The sequence below is a fragment of the Kitasatospora sp. NA04385 genome (assembly GCF_013364235.1).
Classification (GTDB): Bacteria; Actinomycetota; Actinomycetes; order Streptomycetales; family Streptomycetaceae; genus Kitasatospora.
In genome coordinates, this window is the sequence record NZ_CP054919.1 from 2,937,889 (window position 1) to 2,963,649 (window position 25,761).

At 74.1% G+C, this 25,761-nt stretch carries 21 protein-coding genes and 1 pseudogene; 5 read left to right on the forward strand and 17 right to left on the reverse strand.

What is annotated here, in order from left to right; translation table 11 throughout:
• From HUT16_RS12780 to HUT16_RS12795, 4 genes are read right to left on the reverse strand one after another with little or no spacing between them, the layout of a single operon-like run.
• The gene (locus HUT16_RS12780) at window positions 1-879 is read right to left on the reverse strand and encodes a MerR family transcriptional regulator (RefSeq protein WP_217712057.1); all 879 of its coding nucleotides are present in this window, start codon (window positions 877-879) and stop codon (window positions 1-3) included.
• On the reverse strand, window positions 876-2,069 hold the full coding sequence (locus tag HUT16_RS12785; RefSeq protein WP_176188341.1) for a dipeptidase: 1,194 nt from the start codon (window positions 2,067-2,069) through the stop codon (window positions 876-878). The genes HUT16_RS12780 and HUT16_RS12785 overlap by 4 nt, the downstream gene beginning before the upstream one ends.
• A 12-nt stretch (window positions 2,070-2,081) precedes the next feature.
• Window positions 2,082-2,606 (reverse strand): 5-(carboxyamino)imidazole ribonucleotide mutase, encoded by a 525-nt coding sequence (gene purE / locus HUT16_RS12790; RefSeq protein WP_176188342.1) that lies wholly within the window; start codon window positions 2,604-2,606, stop codon window positions 2,082-2,084.
• Complete coding sequence (locus tag HUT16_RS12795; RefSeq protein WP_254898297.1) at window positions 2,603-3,694, reverse strand: 5-(carboxyamino)imidazole ribonucleotide synthase; 1,092 nt, start codon at window positions 3,692-3,694, stop codon at window positions 2,603-2,605. The genes purE and HUT16_RS12795 overlap by 4 nt, the downstream gene beginning before the upstream one ends.
• A 237-nt stretch (window positions 3,695-3,931) precedes the next feature.
• Here HUT16_RS12795 and HUT16_RS12800 point away from each other — a divergent pair, with 237 nt between their 5' ends.
• Window positions 3,932-4,456 (forward strand): GtrA family protein, encoded by a 525-nt coding sequence (locus tag HUT16_RS12800; RefSeq protein ID WP_176188343.1) that lies wholly within the window; start codon window positions 3,932-3,934, stop codon window positions 4,454-4,456.
• A gap of 19 nt (window positions 4,457-4,475) precedes the next feature.
• Here HUT16_RS12800 and HUT16_RS12805 read toward each other — a convergent pair whose 3' ends face one another.
• Both HUT16_RS12805 and HUT16_RS12810 read right to left on the reverse strand, forming a co-directional pair.
• Window positions 4,476-5,717, reverse strand: coding sequence for a HAMP domain-containing histidine kinase (locus HUT16_RS12805; RefSeq protein ID WP_176188344.1), 1,242 nt, complete (start codon window positions 5,715-5,717; stop codon window positions 4,476-4,478).
• A 48-nt stretch (window positions 5,718-5,765) separates the two neighbouring features.
• On the reverse strand, window positions 5,766-6,440 hold the full coding sequence (locus HUT16_RS12810; protein WP_014136090.1) for a response regulator transcription factor: 675 nt from the start codon (window positions 6,438-6,440) through the stop codon (window positions 5,766-5,768).
• Window positions 6,441-6,756: 316 nt separating this feature from the next.
• Between HUT16_RS12810 and HUT16_RS12815 the strand changes: the two genes are divergently transcribed.
• Window positions 6,757-8,265 carry a peptide MFS transporter gene (locus tag HUT16_RS12815; RefSeq protein ID WP_176188345.1) on the forward strand — a complete coding sequence of 503 codons (1,509 nt, stop codon included), beginning with the start codon at window positions 6,757-6,759 and terminating at the stop codon, window positions 8,263-8,265.
• 33 nt (window positions 8,266-8,298) lie between these two features.
• Here HUT16_RS12815 and hutI read toward each other — a convergent pair whose 3' ends face one another.
• The 5 genes from hutI to fdhD form a co-directional block, all read right to left on the reverse strand.
• Window positions 8,299-9,465, reverse strand: a complete 1,167-nt coding sequence (gene hutI / locus HUT16_RS12820) for an imidazolonepropionase (protein WP_176188346.1) — start codon at window positions 9,463-9,465, stop codon at window positions 8,299-8,301.
• 135 nt (window positions 9,466-9,600) lie between these two features.
• A complete protein-coding gene (locus tag HUT16_RS12825; RefSeq protein ID WP_176188347.1) occupies window positions 9,601-10,953 on the reverse strand; it encodes a formimidoylglutamate deiminase in 1,353 nt (450 codons plus the stop codon).
• Window positions 10,954-11,038: 85 nt separating this feature from the next.
• Window positions 11,039-12,226, reverse strand: coding sequence for an allantoate amidohydrolase (locus HUT16_RS12830; protein ID WP_176192644.1), 1,188 nt, complete (start codon window positions 12,224-12,226; stop codon window positions 11,039-11,041).
• An 11-nt stretch (window positions 12,227-12,237) separates the two neighbouring features.
• Entirely contained in the window at window positions 12,238-13,923 is a 1,686-nt protein-coding gene (gene hutU / locus HUT16_RS12835) for a urocanate hydratase (protein WP_176188348.1), read from the reverse strand.
• A gap of 124 nt (window positions 13,924-14,047) precedes the next feature.
• Entirely contained in the window at window positions 14,048-14,863 is an 816-nt protein-coding gene (gene fdhD / locus HUT16_RS12840; protein WP_176188349.1) for a formate dehydrogenase accessory sulfurtransferase FdhD, read from the reverse strand.
• Between the two features lie 164 nt (window positions 14,864-15,027).
• Between fdhD and hutH the strand changes: the two genes are divergently transcribed.
• The 3 genes from hutH (at window position 15,028) to HUT16_RS12855 (ending at window position 18,086) form a co-directional block, all read left to right on the forward strand.
• Window positions 15,028-16,590, forward strand: a complete 1,563-nt coding sequence (gene hutH / locus HUT16_RS12845; RefSeq protein WP_176192645.1) for a histidine ammonia-lyase — start codon at window positions 15,028-15,030, stop codon at window positions 16,588-16,590.
• A gap of 169 nt (window positions 16,591-16,759) precedes the next feature.
• Window positions 16,760-17,632, forward strand: a complete 873-nt coding sequence (locus HUT16_RS12850; protein WP_176188350.1) for a MurR/RpiR family transcriptional regulator — start codon at window positions 16,760-16,762, stop codon at window positions 17,630-17,632.
• 124 nt (window positions 17,633-17,756) lie between these two features.
• The gene (locus HUT16_RS12855) at window positions 17,757-18,086 is read left to right on the forward strand and encodes a hypothetical protein (RefSeq protein ID WP_176188351.1); all 330 of its coding nucleotides are present in this window, start codon (window positions 17,757-17,759) and stop codon (window positions 18,084-18,086) included.
• Between the two features lie 82 nt (window positions 18,087-18,168).
• Here HUT16_RS12855 and HUT16_RS12860 read toward each other — a convergent pair whose 3' ends face one another.
• The 6 genes and pseudogenes from HUT16_RS12860 to HUT16_RS38155 form a co-directional block, all read right to left on the reverse strand.
• The gene (locus HUT16_RS12860) at window positions 18,169-19,197 is read right to left on the reverse strand and encodes a UDP-N-acetylmuramate dehydrogenase (protein WP_303392076.1); all 1,029 of its coding nucleotides are present in this window, start codon (window positions 19,195-19,197) and stop codon (window positions 18,169-18,171) included.
• 9 nt (window positions 19,198-19,206) lie between these two features.
• Window positions 19,207-20,250: a serine hydrolase gene (locus tag HUT16_RS12865; protein ID WP_176188353.1), complete on the reverse strand. Its 1,044-nt coding sequence runs from the start codon at window positions 20,248-20,250 to the stop codon at window positions 19,207-19,209.
• Window positions 20,247-21,554, reverse strand: a complete 1,308-nt coding sequence (locus HUT16_RS12870; protein ID WP_176188354.1) for a UDP-N-acetylglucosamine 1-carboxyvinyltransferase — start codon at window positions 21,552-21,554, stop codon at window positions 20,247-20,249. The genes HUT16_RS12865 and HUT16_RS12870 overlap by 4 nt, the downstream gene beginning before the upstream one ends.
• 2 nt (window positions 21,555-21,556) lie before the next feature.
• Window positions 21,557-22,297 (reverse strand): hypothetical protein, encoded by a 741-nt coding sequence (locus HUT16_RS12875; RefSeq protein ID WP_176188355.1) that lies wholly within the window; start codon window positions 22,295-22,297, stop codon window positions 21,557-21,559.
• A 206-nt stretch (window positions 22,298-22,503) separates the two neighbouring features.
• On the reverse strand, window positions 22,504-23,820 hold the full coding sequence (locus HUT16_RS12880) for a helix-turn-helix domain-containing protein (RefSeq protein WP_254897788.1): 1,317 nt from the start codon (window positions 23,818-23,820) through the stop codon (window positions 22,504-22,506).
• 753 nt (window positions 23,821-24,573) lie between these two features.
• Window positions 24,574-25,674, reverse strand: a pseudogene (locus HUT16_RS38155) (diguanylate cyclase); the annotation flags it as partial.
• Window positions 25,675-25,761: the final 87 nt, after the last annotated feature.

A 25,761-nucleotide genomic window follows, 5' to 3' on the forward strand; every position in this document is an offset into this window, starting at 1 on the left:
TCAGCCGCCGATCGGGAAGGCGATGTCGCAGACCGCGTCGGCCGGCCCGGCCGCGGCCCAGTCGGCGAAGTACACCTCGCGGCCGGGGCCCAGCCGCGGAGTGCCGTGCTGCTCCGTCCAGGCGCAGACCGCGTCGTAGGCGCTGAGGATCTGCGGGTACTCCACCTGCGCCTTGGTGACCGTGGTGTACGCCTCCCGGTGCGCGGGCTCGGTGCGGTGCGCGGCGGTCAGGCCCGCGGCGCGGGCCGGGTCGATCGGGACGCAGACCTCCACCGGGCCGTCGGCGTCCTCGTCGACCTGCCCGTGGTAGACCACGAACGGGGCCGCCACCACGCCGCCGTGGGCCGCCGCGACGGCCTCCAGCCGGGCGGTGGCCTCCGGGATGAAGCGGTCCAGCTCCTCCGGCCTGGCCCGGCGCTGCTCGGTGAGCACCAACTGCTCGGGCACCTCGCGCTGTTCGATCCGGTACATCTCGTCGATCCCTTCCAGTCCGCTGAGTTGAACGCGGAGGTGCGCGGCCAGCGTCCGCTGCGAGGCGGTCCGCCGTTCGACGGCGGCCCAGTACGCGGCGACCCGCTCCGCCGCCGCGGGGCCCGGCAGGGCGAGCACCTCGGCGACGGTGGCCAGCGGCATGTCCAGGCCGCGCAGCCGGACGATCAGCCGCGCGGTGGCCAGCCGCTCCGGCCGGTAGTACCGGTAGCCGCTGTCCGGGTCGATCCGGTCCGGCGGCAGCAGCCCCTGCCGGTCGTACAGCCGCAGCGCCTTCGGCGACAGCAGGCCGCGGCGGGCGAACTCACCGGTGGTGAGCAGCCGTTCCTCCTCCGCACCGGCAACGCTGCGGCCTGCCCCAGGGGCGAGGTCAAGCGGGCCGTCGTTCACGCGCCGTCCAGCTGCTCGCGGGTCGCGGTCGAGGGGCGGCGCTCGGCCCGCAGCCGGGTGGCGACCGTCTCGGCGCCGCGCAGCACCCGCAGCGCGTTGTGCCAGGTCAGCTTGGCGAGGTCGACCTCGGACCAGCCGCGGCGCAGCAGTTCGGCGACCAGCACCGGGTACCCGGAGACGTCCTCCAGGCCGGACGGGGTGAAGGCGGTGCCGTCGTAGTCGCCGCCGATGCCGATGTGGTCGACGCCGGCGACCTCCCGCATGTGGTCGAGGTGGTCGGCGACGGTCTCGGCGGTGGCGACCGGGCGGGGGTGGGCGGCCTCGTACGCGCGCTGCACGGCCATCGCCCCGGGGGTCGTCTCCAGCGGGTGCAGGCCCTCGGCCCGCATGTTGGCGTCGGCGGCGAGCGTCCACTCGATGGCGGCGGGCAGCACGAACTTGGGCACGAAGGTGACCATCGCGACGCCGCCGTTGGCGGGCAGCTGGGCCAGCACGTCGTCGGGGACGTTGCGCGGGTGGTCGCAGACCGCGCGGGCGGAGGAGTGCGAGAAGACCACCGGCGCCTCGGAGACCCGCAGCGCGTCGCGCATGGTGTCGGCGGAGACGTGCGAGAGGTCGACCAGCATGCCGAGCCGGTTCATCTCCCGGACCACCTCCTCGCCGAACGCGCTCAGCCCGCCGTGCACGGGCTCGTCGGTGGCGGAGTCCGCCCACGGCACGTTGGAATTGTGGGTGAGCGTCAGGTAGCGCACGCCCAGCTCGTACAGCGCGCGCAGGGTGGCCAGCGAGGAGTTGATGGAGTGCCCGCCCTCGGCGCCCATCAGCGAGGCGATCCGGCCCTCGGCGCGGGCGGCCTCCACCTCGTCGGCGGTCAGCGCGAGCCGCAGGTGCTCCGGGTGACGGGCGGTCATCTCCTTGACGAAGTCCACCTGTTCGAGCGTCGCGCTGACCGCGCCGTCCCCCGACAGCTCGGCGGGCACGTAGACCGACCAGAACTGCGCACCGACCCCGCCTGCCCGCAGGCGGCCGAAGTCGGTGTGCAGCCGGTGGCTCTGGTCGGCCGTCAGGTCGACGGCGTCGAGGTCGTACCCGGCCTGGGCGCGCATCGCCCAGGGCAGGTCGTTGTGGCCGTCCACCACCGGCGTGGTGCGCAGGACGGCCCGGGCGCGGTCGAGCAGTTCGGGGGTCATCCCCCCGTTCTACTACTTGCCGAAGCCGAAGGAGTCGTTCCCCGCCACCTTGGCGCGCAGCTTGCGGCCCTTCTCGGTGGCCTGGTTGTTCAGCTCGGCCTGGAACTCGACCATCTTCTCGGCCAGCTCGGCGTCGAAGGCGGCCAGCATCCGGACCGCGAGCAGCCCGGCGTTGCGCGCGCCCGCGACCGACACGGTGGCCACCGGCACCCCGGCGGGCATCTGGACGATCGACAGCAGGCTGTCCATCCCGTCCAGGTACCGCAGCGGCACCGGCACGCCGATCACCGGCAGCGGCGTCACCGACGCCAGCATCCCGGGCAGGTGCGCCGCCCCGCCGGCCCCGGCGATGACCGCCTTCAGCCCGCGCCCGTGCGCCTGCTCGCCGTACCCGACCATCTCGCGCGGCATCCGGTGCGCGGAGACCACGTCGACCTCGTACGGGACCTCGAACTCGTCGAGCGCCTGCGCGGCGGCCTCCATCACGGGCCAGTCGGAGTCGGAGCCCATCACGATGCCGACAAGGGGGGAGGTCATTCGGTGATCGTTCCTCGCAGGTAGGCGGCCGCGTGGCGGGCGCGCTCGCGGACGTCTTCGAGGTCGTCCCCGAAGACGTTGACGTGGCCGACCTTGCGGCCGGGCTTCACGTCCTTTCCGTACATGTGGATCTTGAGGCCGGGGTCGCGGGCCATGCAGTGCAGGAAGGCGCGGTACATGTCGGGGTAGTCGCCGCCGAGGACGTTGACCATGACGGTCCACTTGGCGCGCGGGCGGGGGTCGCCGAGCGGGAGGTCGAGGACGGCGCGCAGGTGGTTCTCGAACTGGGAGGTGACGGCGCCGTCCTGGGACCAGTGGCCGGAGTTGTGCGGGCGCATCGCGAGCTCGTTGACCAGGATGCGGCCGTCGCGGGTCTGGAACAGCTCGACGGCGAGGTGGCCGGTGATGTCGAGCTCGCCGGCGATCCGCAGGGCGAGCTGCTGGGCCTCGTCGGAGAGGGCCGGGTCGAGGTCGGGCGCGGGGGCGGTGACCTCGGCGCAGACGCCGTTCTCCTGGACGGACTCCACCACCGGGTAGGCGACGGCCTGGCCGCTGGGCGAACGGACCACGCTGGCGGCCAGCTCGCGCAGGAAGTCGACCTTCTCCTCGGCGAGGACGGGGACGCCGGCCAGGAAGGGGGCGGCGGCCTCGGTCTCGTCCTTCACCACCCAGACGCCCTTGCCGTCGTAGCCGCCGCGGACGGTCTTCAGCACGACGGGGTAGCCCTCGCCCTCCTCGGCGAAGGCGGTGACGTCGGCCGGGTCGGCGACCAGGCGGTGCCGGGGGCAGGGGACGCCGATGGAGTCGAGCCGGGCCCGCATGACGCCCTTGTCCTGGGCGTTGACCAGCGCGTCCGGCCCGGGGCGGACGGCGACGCCCTCGGCCTGCAGGGCGCGCAGGTGCTCGGTGGGGACGTGCTCGTGGTCGAAGGTGATCACGTCGCAGTCGGCGGCGAAGGCCCGCAGCGTGTCGAGGTCTCGGTAGTCGCCGAGCACGGTGGTGCCGACCACCTGCGCGGCCGACTCCTGGGGGGTGTCGGCGAGGAGTTTGAAGCGGATGCCCAGCGGGATGCCCGCCTGGTGCATCATGCGGGCGAGCTGCCCGCCGCCGATGACTCCGACCACTGGAAAGTTCGCATTGCCCGCTACAGTCACGCGCTCCAGGATATCCGGGCCGGTGGGGACCCTCGCACCGGCGTGCGCGGGGGTCGCGCGCGCCCGGATCGCGGCCGGAGCACTCGCGGAGTGCGGGTAGCCTGGTGGGCCGGATCGCACGACACCTACTTATCCGACCATGTGAAGTAGACGTAGACGGAGACAGCCCGGATGACGAGCACCATCGAGACGCGCCCCTCCCTGGTCCAGCGGTTGCGGGGGCTGTCCGCGGAAGCGGTGGGGTTCGCCGTCATCGGCGGCGTCGGCTTCTTCGTGAACCTGATCGTCTTCAACGTCTGCCTGCGGGCCGACGGCCTGATCAACTCGGCCGCGGGCGTGATCTCCGGCGCGGTGGCGATCGGCACCAACTACCTGGGCTACCGGTTCTGGCTCTACAAGGACCGCGACGCCGCCTCCCGCAAGCGGGAGATCACGCTGTTCCTGCTGTTCAGCGGCATCGGCCTGCTGATCGAGAACGGCATCCTGGCCTTCTCGGTGCACGTGCTCGGCTACCACTCGCACTTCAGCCAGACCATCGCCAAGAACGTGGTCGGCCTGGTGGCGGGCACCGCCTTCCGCTTCGTCTCCTACCGCACCTGGGTGTTCAAGGCGATGCCGGAGCTGGAGGACCCCGAGGTGGTGCAGGAGGCGGAGCTGCTGCTGGCCGCCGAGGAGCGCCCCGCGCTGGCGACCTGAGCCGCCCGCGCCCGGGGGTTCAGTCGTCCCCGCGGGCGAGGAAGAGCGCGAACACCGGCGGTCGCAGCGACAGCAGTTCGAGGCGGCCGCCGTCGGCTTCGGCCAGGTCGCGGGCGACGGCCAGCCCGATGCCGGTGGAGTTGCGGCCGCTGACCGCCCGTTCGAAGACCCGGTTGCCCAGTTCCCGGGGGACGCCCGGGCCCTCGTCCTGGACCTCGGCGACCACCGAGCTGCCGGAGCGGCGCACCCGCAGCGTGATGGTGCCGGCGCCGTGCATCAGCGAGTTCTCGATCAGGGTGGCCAGCACCTGGGAGACGGTGCCCGGGGTGCCGATCACCCGGGCCTCGCGCAGGCCCTCGATGACCAGCCGCCGCCCGCCGTCGCGCAGGGTCGGGGCCCACTCCTCGACCTGCTGCTTGACCACCTCGTCGAGCCCGAAGGTCACCGCGGTGGGGCTGTTGGGGTCGCGCTGGTTGGTGAGCAGCCGCTGCACCACGTCGGTGAGCCGCTCGACCTGCTGGAGGCCGATGGTGGCCTCCTCGCGGACGGTCTCCGGGTCCTCGGCGAGCGCGGTGATCTCCTCCAGCCGCATGGAGAGCGCGGTGAGGGGGGTGCGCAGCTGGTGCGAGGCGTCGGCGGCGAGTCGGCGCTCGGCGGTGAGCATCCGGGCGATCCGCTCGGCGCTGGTGTCCAGCACCTCGGCGATCCGGTCGAGTTCGGGGACGCCGTAGCGGCGGCCCTGCGGGCGGGGGTCGCCGGAGCCGAGGCGCTCGGCGGTCTCGGCGAGGTCGGTGAGCGGCCGGGCCAGCCGCTTGGCCTGCCAGACGGCGAGCGCCACGGCGGCCTGGACGGCCAGCAGCGCGACCACGCCGAGCAGCAGCAGCATGTTGCCGATCTCGTGGTCGAGCGCGGTGCGGGACTGCGCGGCGGTGACGGTCTCGCCGCTGGCGCCGGTCTCGGTGGCGGTCAGCGCGTCGCCCTCGACGGGGTGGCCGAGGGCGATCTGCTGCTGCCCGGGGATGTCCACCGTGACGTGGTAGTCGTCGCCGGTGACGACGGCGGCGAACTTCTCGCCGCTGACCGGCTCGCCCGCGGCGAGCCGGCTCTCCACCAGGCCGAGCACCCGGACCGCCACCGCGTCGACCCGGTCGTTGGCGGCGTTGACGATCGTCTGCTTCTCGATCAGGGCCAGCGGCACGCAGAACACCGCGACCACCACCAGGACGACGCCCAGCAGCGAGTTGATCATCCTGCGCTTCACGCCGGGCGGTCCTCCGGTTGGCGGTTCTTCCGGTCGGTTCTTCGCGGGTCAGTTCTTCTCGAAGCGGAAGCCCACGCCGCGCACGGTGGCGATGTAGCGCGGGTTCGCGGCGTCGTCGCCGAGCTTCTTGCGCAGCCAGGAGATGTGCATGTCCAGGGTCTTGGTGGAGGTCCACCAGGTGGTGTCCCAGACCTGGCGCATGATCTCCTCCCGGGTGACCACCCGCCCGGCGTCCCGCACCAGGACCCGCAGCAGCTCGAACTCCTTGGCGGAGAGGGTGAGTTCCTCCTCGCCGAGCCAGGCCCGGTGCGACTCGATGTCGATCTTCACGCCGTGCGCGCCGGTGGTCAGCTGGTCGACGTTGCCGCGCCGGAGCAGGGCCCGGACCCGGGCCAGCAGTTCGGCCAGCCGGAACGGCTTGGTGACGTAGTCGTCGGCGCCGGCGTCCAGGCCGACCACGGTGTCCACCTCGTCGGCGCGGGCGGTGAGCACCAGGACGGGGAAGCTCTTGCCGTCGGCGCGCAGCCGCCGGCACACCTCCAGGCCGTCCATCTCGGGGAGCCCGAGGTCGAGCACGATCAGGTCGACGTCCTCGCTGAGGCCGGCGCCCAGGGCGGCCGGCCCGTCCTCGCGGACGAGCACCTCGTAGCCCTCGCGGCGCAGGGCGCGGGCCAGCGGTTCGGAGATTGCCGGGTCGTCCTCGGCCAGCAGCACACAGGTCATAGGGGCGATGGTAGACCGCGCGGGGGCCGCCGATCAGAGGGTCTCGGGCAGTCCGGGCCCGCCCGGGCCGGGCGCTGTGAACACTGTCACAACCGGTGATCACCGCCGTTCCGCGGACCCCTTCGGCGACAACTGCGCTTTAACGGACATTCTTCGCATGACCCTTAGGATCGCAGGCATTCTTTCGGTGCAGGCATGAAAATGCACGGCACACGGCCGCCAAGCTTTACCTTCTGCATACCATTCACGCTCCGCAGTCACCCGAACTCGCGACTTACCGTGGTGGGGAACCCGAGAAAACAGGCAAGGAATCAGCATGGCTTCGACCACCCTGGAGACCGAGGTACGGCCCTCTCCCCCCTCGGGGCGGACCTTCCTCGGCCACCCCCGCGGCCTGGCCACCCTCTTCATGACCGAGACCTGGGAGCGCTTCAGCTTCTACGGCATGCGCGCGCTGCTGGTGGTCTACATGTCCACCGAGGCGGCCAAGGGCGGCCTGGGGGTGCCGGTGGCCACCGCCGCCGCCGTCTACTCGGTCTACAACGCCATGGTCTACCTGCTCGCGCTGCCCGGCGGCTGGATCGCCGACCGGCTGCTCGGCGCCCGGCGCACCGTCGCCCTCGGCGGGCTGATCATCATGGTCGGGCACTTCATGCTCGCCGTGCCCAGCAAGGTGTTCTTCTTCGCGGGCCTGGTCCCGATCGCGATCGGCTCCGGCCTGCTCAAGGCCAACATCTCCACGATGGTCGGCCAGCTCTACGCCAAGGACGACGACTCGCGCCGCGACGGCGGCTTCACCGTCTTCTACATGGGCATCAACCTCGGCGCCTTCCTGGCGCCGCTGGTGATCGGCACCGTCGGCCAGAAGGTGAACTGGCACCTGGGCTTCGCGCTGGCGGGCGTCGGCATGGCGCTCGGCCTGGTCCAGTACCTGCTGGGCACCCGGCACCTGAGCCCGGAGTCGAACGTCGTCGCCGCGCCGCTGAGCCGGGCCGAGGGCCGTGCGGTGCTGCGCAAGGCCGGGCTCTGGCTGGCCGCCGCCGCGGTGTTCTACGGCGTGGTCGTCGGCACCGGGCACTTCACCGTCTCCTGGGCGATCTGGCCGCTCTCGCTGGCCGGCATCGCGGTGCCCGCCCTGGTGTTCGCCCGGATCCGCCGCGACTCCGCGCTGACCGGCGAGGAGCGCTCCCGGATGGGCGGCTACCTGTGGTTCTTCCTGGCCGCCGCGGTGTTCTGGATGATCTACGACCAGTCCGGCTCGACCCTGAGCGTGTTCGCCGACCGGAACACCGCCGGGAGCCTGTTCGGCCTCTCCTTCCCGTCCAGCTGGTTCCAGTCGCTGAACCCGCTGTACATCATGGCGCTGGCCCCGGTCTTCGCCTGGCTGTGGAACGCCCTGGCCCGGCGCGGGCGCAACCCCTCCACCACCGCGAAGTTCTCCTTCGGCCTGCTGATGATCGGCGCGTCCTTCCTGGTGATGATGCTGGCGATGGCCGCGGCCTCCGGCGGCGTCAAGGTCTCCCCGCTCTGGCTGGCCGTGGTCTACCTGGTCCAGACCGTCGGCGAGCTGACCCTCTCCCCGGTCGGCCTGTCCGTCACCACCAAGCTGGCGCCCGCCAAGTACGCCAGCCAGATGATGGGCGTCTGGTTCCTCGCCGTCACGGCGGGCGACTGCGTGGCCGCCGTCGCCCAGCTGCTGCTGGGCGACGACGTGGTCGGCTCGACCTGGTACTTCGCCGTCCAGGGCCTGCTGGCGATCGCGGCGGGCGCCGGCCTGTTCGCCGCCCGCGGCCGGATCGGGAGGCTGCTGGGCGACGGGCGCTGACGCCGCGCCTCACACGGGCGCTGACGCCGCGCCTCACACCTCCCGGACCCCGCCCCGCCACACCGCGGCGGTCAGCGGGACGCCCGGGCGGTAGGCCAGGTGGACGTGCGAGGGCGCGTCCAGCAGCTGGAGGTCCGCCCGGGCGCCCGGGGCGATCCGGCCCACGTCGGTGCGGCGCAGCGCGAGCGCGCCGCCCGCGGTGGCGGCGTGCACCGCCTCGTCGGGGGTCATGCCCATCTCGCGGACCGCGACGGCCACGCAGAACGGCATCGAGCTGGTGAAGCTGGAGCCGGGGTTGCAGTCGGTGGACAGCGCGACGGCGGCGCCCGCGTCCAGCAGCCGCCGGGCGTCCGGGTAGGGCGCGCGGGTGGAGAACTCGGCGCCCGGCAGCAGCGTCGCCACCGTGTCGCTCCCGGCCAGCGCGGCGACGTCCGCGTCGGTCAGGTGGGTGCAGTGGTCGGCGGACGCGGCGCCCAGCTCCACCGCGAGCTGCACGCCGGGGCCGTGGCCCAGCTGGTTGGCGTGCACCCGGGGCCGCAGGCCCCGCGCGACGCCGGCGGTCAGCACCGCCCGGGCCTGGTCGCCGTCGAAGGCGCCGCGCTCGCAGAACACGTCCACCCAGCGGGCGTACGGCGCGCACGCGGTCAGCATCTCGCCGGTGACCAGCTCCACGTACCCGGCCGGGTCGTCGGCGTACTCGGGGGCGACCACGTGCGCCCCGAGGTAGGTGGTCTCCCGGGTGTGCCCGGCGGCGATCCGCAGCGAGCGGGCCTCGTCGGCGGTGCTCAGGCCGTACCCGGACTTCACCTCGACGGTGGTGGTGCCCTGGGCCAGCATCTCCGCCAGGTAGCGGGTCAGGTTGGCGTTCAGCTCGGCGTCGGACGCCGCCCTGGTCGCGGCGACGGTGGTGCGGATGCCGCCCGCGCCGTACGCCCGGCCCGACATCCGGGCGTGGAACTCGGCGGTGCGGTCGCCGGCGAACACCAGGTGCGAGTGGCTGTCCACGAAGCCGGGCAGCAGGGCCCGCCCGGCGGCGTCCACGGCCCGGTCGGCGGCGGGCGCGGCCGCGGCCGGCCCCACCCAGGCGACGGTGTCGCCCTCGACCACCACGGCGGCGTCGGCCAGCAGGCCGAGCGGGCCCGCGCCGAGGGCGGGGTCGTTGGTGACCAGCGACCCGATGTTGCTGATGAGCAGGCTCATGAGGGGTGGTGTCCTTGATCGGTCGTGCCCCCGCCCGGGGAGCCGGGCGGGGGCGCGGGAGCCGGGCGGGAGCCGGGCGGGAGGGAGCGGGACCGGTTCGGGCGGCCGAGCCGTCGGCGGACCGTCGGCGGGCCGTCAGCGCAGGGCGGCGACGGCCGCGGCGAGGGCGCGCCCGGTCTCCGGGACGAGCCGGTGCGTGCCGTCCGCGACCACGTGCCGGCCGCCGACCACCAGGTGGCGCACGTCGGCGGCGCCCGCCGCGAAGACCGCGGTCTCGGCGCCGAGCGCGGGCGGCGGCCCGGCGGTGCGGACGGAATCGAGGGCGATGACGCAGAAGTCGGCGAGCGCGCCAGCCTCCAGCCGTCCGGCCTCCGGCCAGCCGAGCGAGGCGTGGCCGTCGGCGGTGCCCGCCCGGAGCAGGGCGTTGGCCGTCCAGTGGCCGCGGGTGCGGGTGCGCAGGCGTTCGTCGAGTTCCAGGGCGCGGGCCTCCTCGAACGGGTCGATGACGGCGTGGCTGTCGGAGCCCAGGCTGATCGGGCAGCCCGCCGAGGCGAGCCGGCGGGCCGGGCCGATGCCGTCGGCGAGGTCCCGTTCGGTGGTGGGGCACATGCAGACCGTGGTGGCGGAGCCGGCGAGCAGCCGGACGTCCTCGTCGGTGAGGTGGGTGGCGTGCACGGCGGAGGTGCGCGGGCCGAGGACGCCGTGGTCGGCGAGCAGCCGGGTCGGGGTGACGCCGTGCGCGGCCAGGCAGGCGTCGTTCTCGGCGGTCTGCTCGGAGAGGTGGACGTGCAGCGGTGCCCGGCGCGTCGCGGCCCAGTGCGCGACGGTGCCCAACTGCCCGGCGGGGACGGCCCGGACGCTGTGCACGGCGGCGCCGATCCGGGCGTGCTCGGCGCTCGGCAGGGCGGCCGCCCGCTCGGCCCAGGCGTCCGCGTCGCCGTCCGAGAAGCGCAGTTGGGGCTCGGTCGGTGCGGCGCCGAACCCGGCGGACAGGTAGCAGGTGTCGAGCAGGGTGATCCGGATGCCGGCCCGGGCGGCGGCCTCGACCAGCGCCTCGCCCATCGCGTTCGGGTTCGCGTACCGGGCGCCGCCGGGCGCGTGGTGCAGGTAGTGGAACTCGCCGACGGCGGTGATCCCGGCGAGCGCCATCTCGGCGTACACCGCGGTGGCGAGCGCCAGGTAGCTGTCGGGGTCGAGCGCGGCGGCGACCCGGTACATGGTCTCCCGCCAGGTCCAGAACGTCCCGGAGCCGACCTGGACGGTGGAGCGCAGCGCCCGGTGGAAGGCGTGCGAGTGCGCGTTGGCGTGCCCGGGCAGCGCGAGCCCGGCCAGCCGGACCGCCCCGGCGGGGCAGGGCCCGCTGTCGGGCACGAGCGCGGCGATCCGGCCGCCGGTGCCGACGGTGATCAGCACCTCGGACCGGACGGCCGGCCCGTCCGGCTGCGGCAGCCAGGCGTGCTCGGCCCAGTACGTCACGGCTGACGGCATGCGGGCTCCTCCAGTGCGTGGGCCGGGGCGGTGGCGCCCGCGCGTCCGGCATGTCCGGCGTGTCCGGCGTGCCCGGCCCGGTGGATCACGACGGCCGGCATGCGAGCTCCTCCAGGACGCGGGCCAGGGCGGCGACGCCCGCGTGGCAGTCCGCCCGTTCGGCGTGCTCGGCCGGGGAGTGCGAGACGCCGGTGGGGTTGCGCACGAACAGCATGGCGGTCGGGACGGCGGACGCCAGGATCCCGGCGTCGTGTCCGGCGCCGGTGGGCAGGACGGGCGCGTTCAGCAGGTCGGCGAGGCGCCCGCGCAGCGGGCCGTCGAAGTCGACCACGGGGGTGTACGACTCGCGGGTGAGCTCGACCCGGACGCCGTCGCGCGCGCCGCGTTCGGCGGCGGCCTGTCCGACCGCCTCGACGACCGCGTGCAGCGTGGCCTCGTCGGGGGCGCGGGAGTCCAGCCAGCCGCGCACCAGCGAGGCGATGGCGTTGGTGCCGTTGGGTTCGACGGCGACCTTGCCGAAGGTGGCGAGCGCCCCGGCCAGGCGGGCCTTCTTGCGGGCGGCGAGCACGGTGGTGGCGTAGGTCAGCATCGGGTCGCGGCGGTCGGCGAGCAGGGTGGTGCCGGCGTGGTTGGCCTCGCCGTGGAAGTCGAACCGCCACCGGCCGTGCGGCCAGATCGCCCCGGCCACGCCGACCGGCTGCCCCTCGGCCAGGCACCGGCCCTGTTCGACGTGGAGTTCGACGAACGCGCCGATCCGGCCGAGCAGTTCGGGGTCGGCGCCGATCCGCGCCGGGTCGTGCCCGGCGCGTTCCATGGCATCGGGCAGCCGGACGCCGTCGGCGTCGCGCAGCGCGTACGCGGCCTCCCGGTCGAGCACGCCGGTGGCCAGCCGGGAGCCGACGCAGGCGACGCCGAACCGGGCGCCCTCCTCGTCCGCGAAGTTGACGATCGCCAGCGGGCGGGTGAACTCGGCGCCTGCGGCACGCAGTTCGTCGAACGCGGCGAAGGCGGAGACGACCCCGAGCGGGCCGTCGTAGGCGCCGCCGTCGGGGACGGAGTCCAGGTGCGAGCCGGTGACCACGGCGTTCCCGGCGTCCCGGTCCCCGTGCCAGGCCCACTGGTTGCCGTTGCGATCCGTCTCGTACGCCAGCCCGCGCGTCCGGGCCTGCTGCTCGAACCAGGCCCGGCACTCGGCGTCGGCGGAGTTCCAGGCGTGCCGCCGGTAGCCGCCGGTGGCGGCGGAGCGGCCCACCGGGAGCAGCTCCGCCCACATCGCGTCGAAGCTCACCGCTCCGCCACCGGGCCGTGCTCGTGCATGGGGACGCGCACGCCGCGCTCGGCGGCGACCTCGGACGCCCGGTCGTAGCCGGCGTCGACGTGCCGGATCACGCCCATGCCGGGGTCGTTGGTGAGCACCCGGCGGATCTTCTCGCCGGCCAGCGCGGTGCCGTCGGCGACGGTGACCTGCCCGGCGTGGATCGAGCGGCCGATGCCGACGCCGCCGCCGTGGTGGATGGAGACCCAGGACGCGCCGGAGGCCACGTTGACCATGGCGTTGAGCAGCGGCCAGTCGGCGATCGCGTCGGAGCCGTCGAGCATCGCCTCGGTCTCCCGGTAGGGGGAGGCGACCGAGCCGCAGTCGAGGTGGTCGCGGCCGATGACGATCGGCGCGGACAGCTCGCCGGAGGCCACCATGTCGTTGAACCGCTCGCCGGCCTTGTCGCGCTCGCCGTAGCCGAGCCAGCAGATCCGCGCGGGCAGGCCCTGGAAGTGCACCTTCTCCTGGGCCATGGTGATCCAGCGGTGCAGCGACTCGTTCTCCGGGAACAGGTCGAGCACGGCCCGGTCGGTCCTGTGGATGTCCTTCGGGTCGCCGGAGAGCGCGGCCCAGCGGAACGGGCCCTTCCCTTCGCAGAACAGCGGCCTGATGTACGCGGGGACGAACCCGGGGAAGGCGAACGCCCGCTCGTACCCGGCGAGTTGCGCCTCGCCGCGGATCGAGTTGCCGTAGTCGAAGACCTCCGCGCCGCGGTCCTGGAAGCCGACCATCGCCGCCACGTGCCGGGCCATCGACTCGCGGGCCCGGGTGGTGAACTCGGCGGGCTTCTCGGCCGCGTAGGAGGCCATGTCCTCGAAGGCGACGCCGGTGGGGAGGTAGGCGAGCGGGTCGTGGGCGCTGGTCTGGTCGGTGACGATGTCGATCGGGGCGTCCAGCGCGAGCAGTTGCGGCAGCAGGTCGGCGGCGTTGCCGAGCAGGCCGATGGAGAGCGGCTGCCGCCGGTCGCGGGCCTCGACGGCGAGCTGGAGCGCGTGGTCCAGGCTGCTCGCCTCGACGTCGAGGTAGCGGTGCTCGATCCGGCGGGCGATCCGGGACGGGTCGCAGTCGATGCAGATCGCGACGCCGCCGTTCATGGTGACGGCCAGCGGCTGGGCGCCGCCCATGCCGCCGAGGCCCGCGGTGAGGGTGATCGTGCCCTCCAGGGTGCCGCCGAACCTCTTGTTCGCCACGGCGGCGAAGGTCTCGTAGGTGCCCTGGAGGATGCCCTGGGTGCCGATGTAGATCCACGAACCGGCGGTCATCTGCCCGTACATGGTGAGGCCGAGCGACTCCAGCCGGCGGAACTCCTCCCAGTTCGCCCAGTCCCCCACCAGGTTGGAGTTGGCGATCAGCACCCGCGGCGCCCACTCGTGGGTCTGCATCACGCCGACCGGCCGCCCGGACTGCACCAGCATGGTCTCGTCCTGCTTGAGCCCCCGCAGGGTCCGCACCATCGCGTCGAAGGACCGCCAGTCCCGGGCCGCCTTCCCCGTGCCGCCGTAGACGACCAGCTTCGACGGGTGCTCGGCGACCTCCGGGTCCAGGTTGTTCATCAGCATCCGCAGGGCCGCCTCCTGCTGCCACCCCTGCGCACTGAGCCCGCTCCCCCGCGCCGCGCGGACCTCGCGCGGACCGCTCGTCTGCTCTGCCATGGGCCAGCCTCCCTGCCGGATGGAATTCATTCACGATCGACGTGCCTGAATATATCCAAACAGCACCACGGCGGCCAGAGCCCCGCCGGGAGCCGGGAGCCGGGAGCCGGGAGCCGGGAGCCGCCTAGGAGATCCGGTCGGGGCGGGTGTAGACGTTCGCGCCGCGGTCGCGGAGGAAGCCGACCAGGGTGAGGCCGAGTTCCTCGGCGAGGTCGACGGCGAGGGAGGAGGGGGCGGAGACGGCGGCCAGCAGCGGGAGGCCGGCCAGGGCGGCCTTCTGGGTGAGTTCGAAGGAGGCGCGGCCGGAGACCACCAGCAGGTGGCCGGTCAGCGGGAGGCGGCCCTCGCGCAGTGCCCAGCCGATCACCTTGTCGACCGCGTTGTGGCGGCCGACGTCCTCGCGCACGCACAGCAGCGCGCCGTCCGCGGTGAACAGCCCGGCGGCGTGCAGCCCGCCGGTGGCGTCGAAGGCCGCCTGGGCGGCGCGCAGCCGGGCCGGGAGTTCGTACAGGACGGCCGCGGGCACGGTGAGCGGGTCGGGGGCGACGTCCCAGCGGGAGCGGGTGCGGACGGCGTCGACGGTGTCGCGGCCGCAGAGGCCGCACGCGCTGGTGGTGAGCAGGTTGCGGTGGGCGGAGAGCGCGGGGCGGGCGCCGCGGACGGTGGCGTCGACGACGTTGTAGGTGTTGGCGCCGTCCGCGTCCGTCCCGGCGCAGTAGCGCAGCGCGGTCAGTTCCTCGGTGGCGCCGACCAGGCCCTCGCCGACCAGGAACCCGGCGACCAGGTCGAAGTCGTGGCCGGGCGTGCGCATGGTGACGGTCAGCGCCTCGCCGCCGATCCGGATCTCCAGCGGCTCCTCGGCCGCGAGGCTGTCGGGCCGCGCGGAGCGCTCGTCCCCGCGCAGCCGCACCACTCGTCGTCGTTCCGTCGCCCGCGCCATGCGTCTCGCACCTCCGCGAGCCAGTCAACCACCCCGTCCGGCCGCTGCGGCGCGCGGCCGGACCGTGACACCGGGGACGCCGCACCGGACGGCGGGGCGGGGCGGACGGTCCGCGACCGTGCTTGTCACATCGCCATTCACCTGATGAGATTGTGCATATGGATATGCACAGTGTCGTCGTCCGGGTCGGCAAGGCCGACGTCAGCGCCGAGGACGTCCTCGCCGTCGCCCGCGGCGGGGCCCGGGTGGAGATCGGGCCGGACGCGCTCGCCGAGATGGCCGCGGCCCGGGCCCGGATCGACGCGCTGGCGGCCGAGCCGCGCCCGGTGTACGGGGTGTCGACCGGCTTCGGGGCGCTGGCGGTGCGGCACATCAGCCCGGAGCTGCGGGCCCAGCTGCAGCGCTCGCTGGTGCGCTCGCACGCGGCGGGCATGGGGCCGGTGGTGGAGACCGAGGTGGTCCGGGCCCTGGTGTTCCTGCGGATGAAGACGCTGGCCTCCGGCCGCACCGGCGTGCGCCCGCTGGTCGCCGAGACGATGGCCGCGCTGCTGAACGCGGGCATCACCCCGGCGGTGCGCGAGTTCGGCTCGCTGGGCTGCTCCGGCGACCTCGCGCCGCTCTCGCACTGCGCGCTGGCGCTGATGGGCGAGGGCACCGCGTTCGGCCCGGACGGGGTGGAGAAGCCCGCCGCCGAACTGCTGGCCGCCGCCGGGATCGAACCCGTCGAGCTGCTGGAGAAGGAGGGCCTGGCGCTGATCAACGGCACCGACGGCATGCTCGGCATGCTGGTGATGGCGCTGGCCGACCTGCGCCGGCTCTACACCACCGCCGACGTCACCGCCGCGATGAGCCTGGAGGCGCTGCTGGGCACCGACAAGGTGCTCGCCCCCGAACTGCACGCCCCGATCCGCCCGCACCCCGGGCAGGCCGCGTCCGCCGCCAACATGCTGGCGGTGCTGCGCGGCTCCGGCCTGACCGGCCACCACCAGGACGACGCGCCGCGGGTGCAGGACGCGTACTCGATCCGCTGCGCCCCGCAGGTCGCGGGCGCCGGCCGGGACACCCTGGCGCACGCCGCGCTGGTGGCCGAACGCGAGCTGGCCGCCTCGGTGGACAACCCGGTGGTGCTGCCCGACGGCCGGGTCGAGTCGAACGGCAACTTCCACGGCGCGCCCGTCGGCTACGTGCTGGACTTCCTGGCGATCGCCGCCGCCGACCTGGCCTCGATCGCCGAGCGGCGCACCGACCGGCTGCTCGACAAGGCCCGCTCGCACGGCCTGCCCGCCTTCCTGGCCGACGACCCGGGCGTCGACTCCGGCCTGATGATCGCCCAGTACACCCAGGCCGCGCTGGTCAGCGAGAACAAGCGGCTGGCGGTGCCCGCCTCGGTGGACTCCATCCCGTCCTCGGCGATGCAGGAGGACCACGTCTCGATGGGCTGGTCGGCGGCCCGCAAGCTGCGCCGCGCGGTGGACAACCTCGGCCGCGTCCTGGCCGTGGAACTCGTGGCCGCCGCACGGGCGTTGGAGATCCGGGAGCAGGCCGCCGAGCAGCCGGGCGCGCTCGCCCCGGCGACCGCCGCCGCCGTCGCCGCCGCCCGCGCGGCCGGGGTCGGCGGCCCGGGCCGCGACCGCTTCCTCTCCCCGGACCTGGAGGCCGCGGCCGCGCTGGTCGCCTCCGGCGCCCTGCTGGAGGCGGTGGAGCAGGTCACCGGACCGCTCGCCTGACCGCCCGCCCGGGACGGGCGGGCCGCACCCACCGGAACCGGCCCACCGGCCTCCGGACCCGCCCGTCCCGCCAGTCGATACGCGATTGCCCGCCTACCGGGACTGCGCCACAGTCGTCCCACCGTCGAAGCCACCGGCGACCGCCCAACCGAGCGTGGAGGTAGCGCACATGACCGCCCTGGACGAGACCGGCACCGCCACCGGGCCCTCCGCCCGGCTGCTCCACCTCTTCGAAGGCCGCCGACTGACCCCCACCCAGCGCCGGATCGCCCACTCGCTGGTCCGGCACGCCACCGAGGCGCCGTTCCTGTCCAGCGTCGAGGTCGCCGAACTCGCGGGCGTCAGCCAGCCCTCGGTGACCAGGTTCGCGGTCGCGCTCGGCTACGACGGCTACCCGGCGCTGCGCAAGCAGCTGCGCGAGCTCGGCGTCGGCGACCCCGGCGCGGCCGAGAGCCACGACGAGGTGGCGCGCAACGAGCACCAGCAGGCCGTACTGGCCGAGATCGAGCACCTGCGGCACCTCGCCGAACTGCTCGCCGACCCGGCCCCGATCGTCCGGGCCGCCCGGATCCTGGCCGCCTCCCGCCCGCTGCCCGTGCTCGGCCTGCGGGCCGCCTCCGCGCAGGCCCGCGGCTTCTCGTACTTCGCCGGCAAGGTGCACCCCGACATCCGGCTGCTCGACGAGGGCGGCTCGATGCTCGCCGACCGGCTGGAGCAGATCGCTGCCGCCGGGGCCACCGCGCTGCTCTGCTTCGCCCTGCCGCGCTACCCGCGCGAGCTGATGGACGCCCTCGCGGTGGCCCGCGAGTGCGGCCTGACGGTGCTCACCGTCGCCGACTCGGCGTTCGCCCCCGTCGCCAAGCTCTCCGACGTGCTGCTGCCCGCGGCCGTCGGCACCGGCCTGGTCTTCGACACCGCCTGCGCGCCGATGATGCTGGGCCGCGTCCTGCTGCAGACCATGTGCGACGAACTCCCGGGCGCCGAAGCCCGGCTGGAGGCCATCGAGCAGTCCGCGACGGCGCGTCAACTCTTCCTGGACTGACACCTGTTGTTTGCCGAATGACACCTTTTCGTCGGGTTGACGACGGGTGGTGAGCGGGCATCCCTCTCAGTAGGACAAAGACAGCTTGGACGGGGGAAGTCCAATGCCACCGCCGATCCACCAGATGAGACTCACCGGACGGCTCGGTTCCGGGGCCGACGAATGGTCCTGCCCGCTCTGCGGCCGCCGCATCGCGCTGCGCCGCCTGCCCAACCCCGAACTGATCGTCCTCGACCCCGGCGACGAGGAGGTCGTGCACATCGGCGTCCTGGAACCGGGCAGCGACGCGGCCGACGCCGCCGACCGGGCCGCCGACCGCTACGGCGTCGGCCCCGTCCAGCACATCCCGCGCCCGCCGGCCCGCCCCGGCCAGCCGAACCCCGAGCCCGACGCGGAGGACCGCCGCTGGCTGGCCGAGATCGGCATCGACTGGGACGGCGACGAGGCGGCCTGACCGTGGTGCCGTTCACGAGCGCCTCCCGGCGGCTCCCCGGGCGGCGCCTTCACCACTGCCCGCCGGGGCGGGGGGTCGATCGTCATGTGCCGACCAGCACCGGTTCGGGTCGGAGCGTGATTCCGGTGGTGCTCCCGACCCGCGCCGCGAGGTCGGCGAGCGCTTGGACGAAAGCCGTCGCGGTCGCTCCGTCGTGGGCGGTGAGGGTGAGGGTCCGGCGCTCCGAGCAGTGCACACCGTCGGCGATCCTGCAGCCGGGGCGGTAGCCGACGTGTTCCAGCAGCCAGTCGGCGCCGGCCCGCAGCCGCCCGTCGCTGTCGGTGTGGACCGGGCAGCCCGCGGCTGACCAGCGGGCGGCCTCGACAGCGGTGACGGGCGGGTTGAGGAAGACCGATCCGACCTGGCGCGCGTCGGGTCCGTGGGGATCGAGGAGGAGTCCTCGGCGGTGGCGGTTGGCGAGCACGGCGGCGGTCACCTCGGCCACCGGCGGGCGGGTGCCCAGGTCCACGCCGAGTTCGTCGGCGAGCGGCCGGTAGGTGAGGGGGGCGGCGGGTGAGCGGGTGAGGTGGAACGTCGCGGTGAGGACGGTCCAGCGGCCGGGGGCGTTCTTGAACCGGCTGTCGCGGTGGCGCAGGCGGCAGACCCGGGCGGGCAGGGTCCGTAGGCGGCCCGCGTTCCAGTCCCAGGCGGTGAGGCGGTCGAGGGTGTCGGAGATCTGCTGCCCGTAGGCTCCGGCGTTCTGGACGGGCGCCGCGCCGACGGTGCCGGGTATGCCGGCCAGGCACTCGATCCCGGCGAGGTGCTCGGTGGCGGCCCAACCGGTGAGGTCGGCGAGCGGGTGCCCGGCCTGGACGGTCACGGCCACCGTGGTGTCGTCCAGCCGCTCGGCGGTGATGCCCCGGGTGTTCATCGCGACCACGGTGCCCTCGTGTCCGGCGTCGGAGGCGATCACGTTGCTGCCGTGGCCGAGCGTGAGCGGAGCCCGCTCTTGGCGGTCAGCGATCGTGCGGACCAACTCGGCCCAGTCGCCGGGGTCAGGGACGCGCAAGGCGTTGGCGACGGGCCCGCCGAGCCGGAGGGTGGTCATGGACGCGAGCGTGGGGTGGTCCACGAGGGCCTCCTAGGGTGCGTCGGTGATCGCCTTCAGGGCGAGGGCCCGCAGCGGGGCGAGGCGGGTCCGGTGGTCCTGGTGGTGGTAGACGGCGTTGGTGCAGACGGCCAGGTAGCGGCCGGTGGCCGGGGCGAGGTAGAGGCTGGTGCCGGTGAAGCCGTGGTGGTAGGCGACCCTGCCCTCGTCGGCGAGGATCCAGGCCAGGCCGCGGTCGAGGCCCGGCTCGATCCCGGCCTGCGGCTGCATGCTGTGGGCGAGCCAGCGGCCCAGCGGCCCGTCGGCGGCGTACGAGGACAGCAGGTGGGTGGCGAAAGTGGCCAGGTCGGCCGGGGTGGTGAACACCCCGGCGTGGCCGGCGACTCCGCCGAGCAGGGCGGCGTTGTCGTCGTGCGGCATGCCCCACAGCCGGGGCCCGCCGGGCAGCCGCTGCTCGGTCGGGGCGACCCGGGCGGAGCGGGGCACCGGTCCGTAGGTCGTGCCGGTCATGCCGAGGTCCTGCCAGAGTTCGGCCGCCAACTCGTCCAGGCGTCGGCAGCGGTGGTGGGCCAGGGCCAGGCCGAGGAGGATGAAGCCGCGGTTGATGTAGCGGTGTCCGGCTCCGGGGTCGGCGATCAGCGGCTCCGAGCAGATTAGTTCGGCCAGTGGCTCGGCACGGTGCCGGTACTGGTCGAGGCGGGTGTCGGCCCGCAGGCCGGAGGTGTGGGCGAGGATCTGACGAGCCGTCACCCGCCCACCGGGCGCCTCGGCCGGGATGCCGGTCAGCAGTTCGCGGATCGGGGCGTCCAGGGTGAAGCCGTCCAAGAGAGAGGTGCCGACCAGCGGCCAGGTGGCCAGCACCTTCGTCAGCGAAGCTACGTCGTACACCGTGTCCGGCCCCGGCCGGACGTCTCCGCACTCGGGCGCGACGGTGCCGGAGGCCAGGTAGCCGGGAGCGGTGTCGAAGGTGCCGTGGGCGACGACGCCGCCGGGTACGGTGCCGTCTGTGGTCATCAGGTCCAGGCACTCGCGCAGGTCGGCGAGCGCGGCCGGGGTCCACGGCACGGTGGTGGTCATGGCTGCTCCTGGTCGATCGTCAGGTCGGCACCGAGCGCCGCCAACTTCGGCAGCAGGCTGCCGTACCCGAGCCGCAGGTGGTACATCCCCCGGATCGTGGAAGTGCCCTCGGCCACCAGGGCGGCGATCACGAGCGCGGTCGCCGCGCGGATGTCCTCCCCGGCCACGTCGGCGGCCGTCAGCGCCGACCGTCCCCGGACGGTGATCACCGGGCCGCACGCGTTGACGGCGGCACCGAACGCGGCGAGGGCGGGCAGGTGGGTGTCGCGCTGCGGGTAGATCCGTTCGTCGATCCGGGAGGTGCCCTCGGCCTGGGTCAGGAAGGCGGTCAGTTGCGGCTGTACGTCCGTCGGGAATCCGGGATGCGGGCCGGTGGCCGTCCGCACCGCGCGCGGCCCGGCCGGGACGCTGACGGTCGTCCCGCCGTCCACCGGGTCGAGCCGGATGCCGGCGTCGGCGAACACGGACACCAGCCCGTCGGGGAACGCGGCGGCGGGGAAGCCGGTCAAGTGGACGGTACCGCCGGTGATCGCGGCGGCCAGGGCGAGGGTGGCGGCCTCCGACCGGTCGGGAGGTACCGGGAAGACCCCGCCCCGAACGCGGTCGGTGCCGGTCACGTGCAGAGCTGTTCTGCCCTGCCACTCGATGCCGACGCCGGCCTTGGACAGGAGGGCCGCGGTGTGGGTGACCTCGGGTTCGACGCTCGGGTTGAGCACCGAGGAGGTCCCCGGGATGCGGGCGGCCAGCAGCATGGCGGTGATCGTCGCGCCGAGGCTCGGCCCCCAGGAACGGGTGTCGGCATCGGTGATGAACGGCAGGCTCTTGCCGGTGATGCGGGCCCGCACCCGGCCCCGGGTCACTTCGACGTCAGCCCCGGCCGCCTCCATCGCCGCGAGGTGCCGGTCGATGTGGCGGGTGCAGAAGGCATCGCCGCCGGGAGTCGGGAAGGTGACCTTGCCGGAGCGGGCCAGGAGGGCGGCGGCCAGCACGGCGGTGGTGCGGATGCGCCGTCCGAGGTCGTCGGGGATGACCGGGAAGTAGGAGTCGGCCGGGCGGGTGGCGAACTCGTCCCCGGTCACCGTGGCCCTGGTTCCGGTGCGGTGCAGGATGTCGGCGACCACCCCGGTGTCCAGGATCTCCGGGGCGCCGATCAGGGTCAGCGGATCGTCGGCGAGGATCGTGGCGGCGTACAGGTGGAGGGCGGTGTTCTTGCTGCCCTGCACGGTGGCGGTACCGACCAGGCGCTGACCGCCGGTGATCCGCACGGCCCGCTCGTCGAGCCTGGTGGTGTCGGTGGTGGGCACGGTCACCTTCCTTGGCTTCCGGCCGGGAAGAAGCCCCCGACCTGGGTCTTCGGATAGAGCAGGGTGTGCGCGCCGATCAGGGTGGCGGGCTGGAGCACGGTGCCGGCGGGAACGATCACGCCGTCGCCGATCACCGCGCCGAACTTCGTCTGTCCGGTGGCGATCCGGTGACCGTCGAGGTGCGCGCAGACCTCCTCGGTGGCCGGTTCGGCGACCGGCCCGGAGGTGACCCGCAGGCCCGTGGTGGAGGCGAAAGCGCCGATGTTGACGCCGAGGCCGAGCACGGAGTCGCCGACGAAGCTGGTGTGCTTCATGAGGACGCCGCCTGCCAGCAGGGAACGGGTGACCTCGGCGCCGAAGCCGATCCGGCAACCGGGTCCGATGACCGTGTTGTCCCGGATCCGCGCACCGGCCTCGACCACCGCACCGGAACAGACCAGTACCGGGCCGGTGACGAACGCGCCCTCCGCGATGACGGCTCCGGCCGCCACGATCACCCGGCCGCGGACGACGGCGCCGGGCTCGATGACTCCGACGGGCTCGGGCAGTGCGATGTCCAGGCGCCCGGCCAGCAGGTCGGAGACGGCCTTCTTGAGACCGAAGACGGTCGGGCAGCAGCTCAACAGTTGCAGGATCACGGGATCGGTGACCTGCTCGGTGTCGATGTAGTACTCGGGGGTGGTGCGGTGGTCGACGCGCGCCGACGAGGCGTTGATCGTGGGCGCTTCGGACGGCCGGTGCATGGCCGGTTCTCCTCTCGGACGGGCGAGCGGAAGAGGGCGCGGGGTCGTCGGGACGACCCGTGGGGCCTACGCGACGGGCAGGGGGGTGCTGTGCGTGGGCATGGGAGGGCCCTCGGCAGCAAGAACGGGAGTGGACGTTCCCCAGTGAACCGCTCGGCTGAAGGTCGGATCCGTAGCCGGATTACGGGCCGTAGCCCGGTTACGGGTCAGATGATCCGCACGCCTGCGCGGGCGGCGAAGTCCCGGACACCCGGCAGCTTGCGGTCGTGCCGCAGCAACCCGGAGGCGAGGTCGCGGACGGCGCCGCGGCGGACCTCCTGCGGGGCGGCCTCCTCGGCGGCCATCAGGGCCTTGAAGCACGGCTCGGGCTTGCCCCACTGGTCGAACGCGCGGGCCACGTCGATGAAGAACCGGGCCTGCCGCTCGGCGGTCGGCAGCGAGGTGGGATCGATCGTGCGGGCCAGCTCGATCGCGCGGCCGGCGTCACCGAGCTCGTAGTGCACCGACAACTCGTGCAGGGCGACGCCCTGTGCGCCCTCGGCCGGTCCGGAGATCCGGCCCGCGGCGGCGGCACTGTCGACGGCTTCCCGGATCAGGGCGTGCGCGTAGGAGCGGTCTCCGCTCTTCGCGGCGGTGTAGGCGGCGGTGGCGTAGAGGTCGCCGCGGGTGGCGAGGCGGGAGGCCTCCGGCACGGAGGTGTCGGCGAGGAGTTCCTCGGCCGCGACCACCACGATGTCGGTCGCCCGCGCCAGGCTGCCCTGACGCCGCCAGGCGCTGGACACCATGCGCTGTGCCTCGGCGACGACCAGCGGATCCCCTCCGACCCGGGCGGAGGTCAGCGCCCGGTCGGCGGTGATGGCCACCAGATTGTTGTCCCCGGCCTTGATGCACAGCCGGACGGCGACGTTGTAGAGCTGGGCCACGTTGCGGCCGCGTTCCTCGGGCGTACCGAGCAGCTGCGCAGCCGCGATCCGACCGGGCAGGGCTTCGGCGAGGGCGTCGTACCGAGCCGCCTTGAACTCCCGGCGGGACGCCACCAGGGAGGCTGCCACGGTTGCCGAGGTGGGCTCGCGACGGGGGGCCGGCACCCGGTCCGTCCCGTACAGGAGAAGGTCCTCCAGCCCGCCCAGCGACGTCGCCGCCTCGGCGTGCGCGGCCGGTTCTCCCACGGCCGGAGCGAACAGGGCGGCAGCCGCCAGGGCCATGAACGGGCGGCGTCGCACATCGTCCTCCTGGGCAGCGGAAGTGCTCGTCAGCGTAGCCGAGGTGGGCTTGCGCCGGCGTGATCCCGCCCGGTCGGCAGCCGGTTGCGGCAAGGCGATCAGCTCGGCGAGGCCGACCTCCAGGACGTCGGCGAAGCGCTGGAGCAGCGTCAGGTCCTTGACCTGCTGCATGTCCCGCTCGACCAGGGACATCCAGTCCTCACCGCGACCGACCTCGGCGGCCAGCCGCAGCTGGGTCCACCCCAGCGTCGACCGCCTGAGCGAGATGAACGCCCCGAACGTCCTGCCATTGTCCCCCACCGCAGACCCCCGCGGATCGTACCCGTTCAGCTACGGACCGCTACCATACCGGGCCGCCCGGGTGCGGTCACTTCGCCGGAGCGCTCACGCCGGAGGCGGTGAGCAGGGGCCGGAGAGGGCGACGGCGACCAGGGTGCGCAGGGCGGAGGCGGTCTGGGTGAGGGGGAGGGTGGACTCGTCGGCGAAGAGTTCGAGGAGCCAGCCGCCGGCCGGGTTGGCGCCGCCGGCGGCGGCCATGGCGCGGTAGCCGGAGACCACCATGACGGCCTCCTCGGCGGCGTCGTTGCCGGGGGCGCCGGCCCGGAGGGTGAAGGAGCCGCCGGTGACGGCGTGCGAGGTGAGGGGGTAGTGGCGGAGGTCGAAGACGGCGTCGGGGGCCTCGATCTGGGCGCGCTGGGTCTGGGCGCGGGTGCTGGCGGGGCCGCCGGTCATCCGGTAGACCGCGTGCCGGGCGGTGCGCATCAGCGGCGAGCCGGGCGGGACGTAGGAGATCCACCAGCCGACGGCGTTGAGCAGCCGGGAGGAGGTCTCGGCGACCACGGCGAGCCGGCCGAGGGTGTCGGCGGGGTGGGCGCCGCCCTGGTCGAGCGCGCCGAGGACGGCGGTGAGCAGCTGCCCCGGGTCGGCGCTGTGCGCGGAGCCGCGGAAGCGGCGGCGGTCCCCGTTCGGCCGCCCGCCGGGGGCCCTGCGCTGGGGGTCGGCGGCGTCGGCCAGCTGCACGGTCGGGTCGGGGGCGTACGCGGGGCCGTGGCTGCGTCCGGCGACGACGGGGTGGGCGGCGCGGCCGGCCTTGGCGCGGTACTGGGCGGCGTCGGCGAGGCGGAACAGGCGGTCGGGGGTGGTGACCGGGCCGATCGAGTCGCCGGTGGAGGCGATGCCGCAGGCGACGCCCTCGCCGTCGGTCAACTCCAGGGCGCGGGCGCAGAGTTCCTCGGCGACGGCGACCACCTCGTCGGCCGACTGGCCCTCCGCGAGCAGGCAGAACTCGTCGCCGCCGAGCCGGGCGGCCAGGCTGCCGGGGAGTCTCGCGGCGGACAGCGACAGCTGGTGGGCGAAGCGTTCGAGGAGGCGGTCGCCCATCTCGTGGCCGAGCTGGTCGTTGACCCGCTTGAGGCCGTTGACGTCGCAGACCACCAGGGAGACCACCGCGCCGTCCCGGGTGTGGGCCTTGAGCGCGGTGTCGAGGCGGGCGTCGACGGCGCGGCGGTTGGCCAGGCCGGTGAGGGCGTCGGTGAAGGCGAGGCGGCGCAGGTCGGCGACCCGCTCGGTCTGGGCGAGGCCGGCCGAGACCTGGGCGGCCAGCAGGGTGGCGTACTCGGCGTCGACCTCGGTGAAGACGGGCATCCCGGTGCCGCGGGCGAGGTACAGCTCGCCCCAGGCCTGGCCGTGCAGGACGATCGGCGCGACCAGGCAGCAGCCGCGGCCGCGGCGGCGCAGTCCGGCGGCGCGCTGGCGGCAGAACGCGCCGGAGCCGTGGTCCTGGTGGCCGGTGTGCGGGCCGACGTCCTCGGCGGTCTGGGTCCAGGCGCGGGGCAGCCGGCCGGTGGTCCAGTGCTCTTCCAGGTAGGTGACGATCTCGGGGAAGTCGGCGACGGGGTACGACTCGTCCTCGGGCAGCTCCTCCTCGCCGGGGGCGAGTTCGCCGTGGTTGACCAGCACCCGCAGCCGCCCGGACTCGCGGTCCCAGACCGAGACGGCGGCCATGGTGGCACCGAGCGCGGAGACCGCGCGGGCGGCGGCGGCCCGGACGGCCTCCAGCGGGGTCATCGCGCCCGCCATGTCCTGGGCGAGCTCCACCACGGCCTGCAGCCGCAGGTCGGGTGCCGCCGCCTCGAACGAGGCCCGCTCGTCCATGGTCGCCTCACTCACCACTACTCACCGTCAGCCGTCCTCCTGCCCGTGTGACCCCTTTCACCCAGCGTAGGTCGGTGCGGGCGGTTT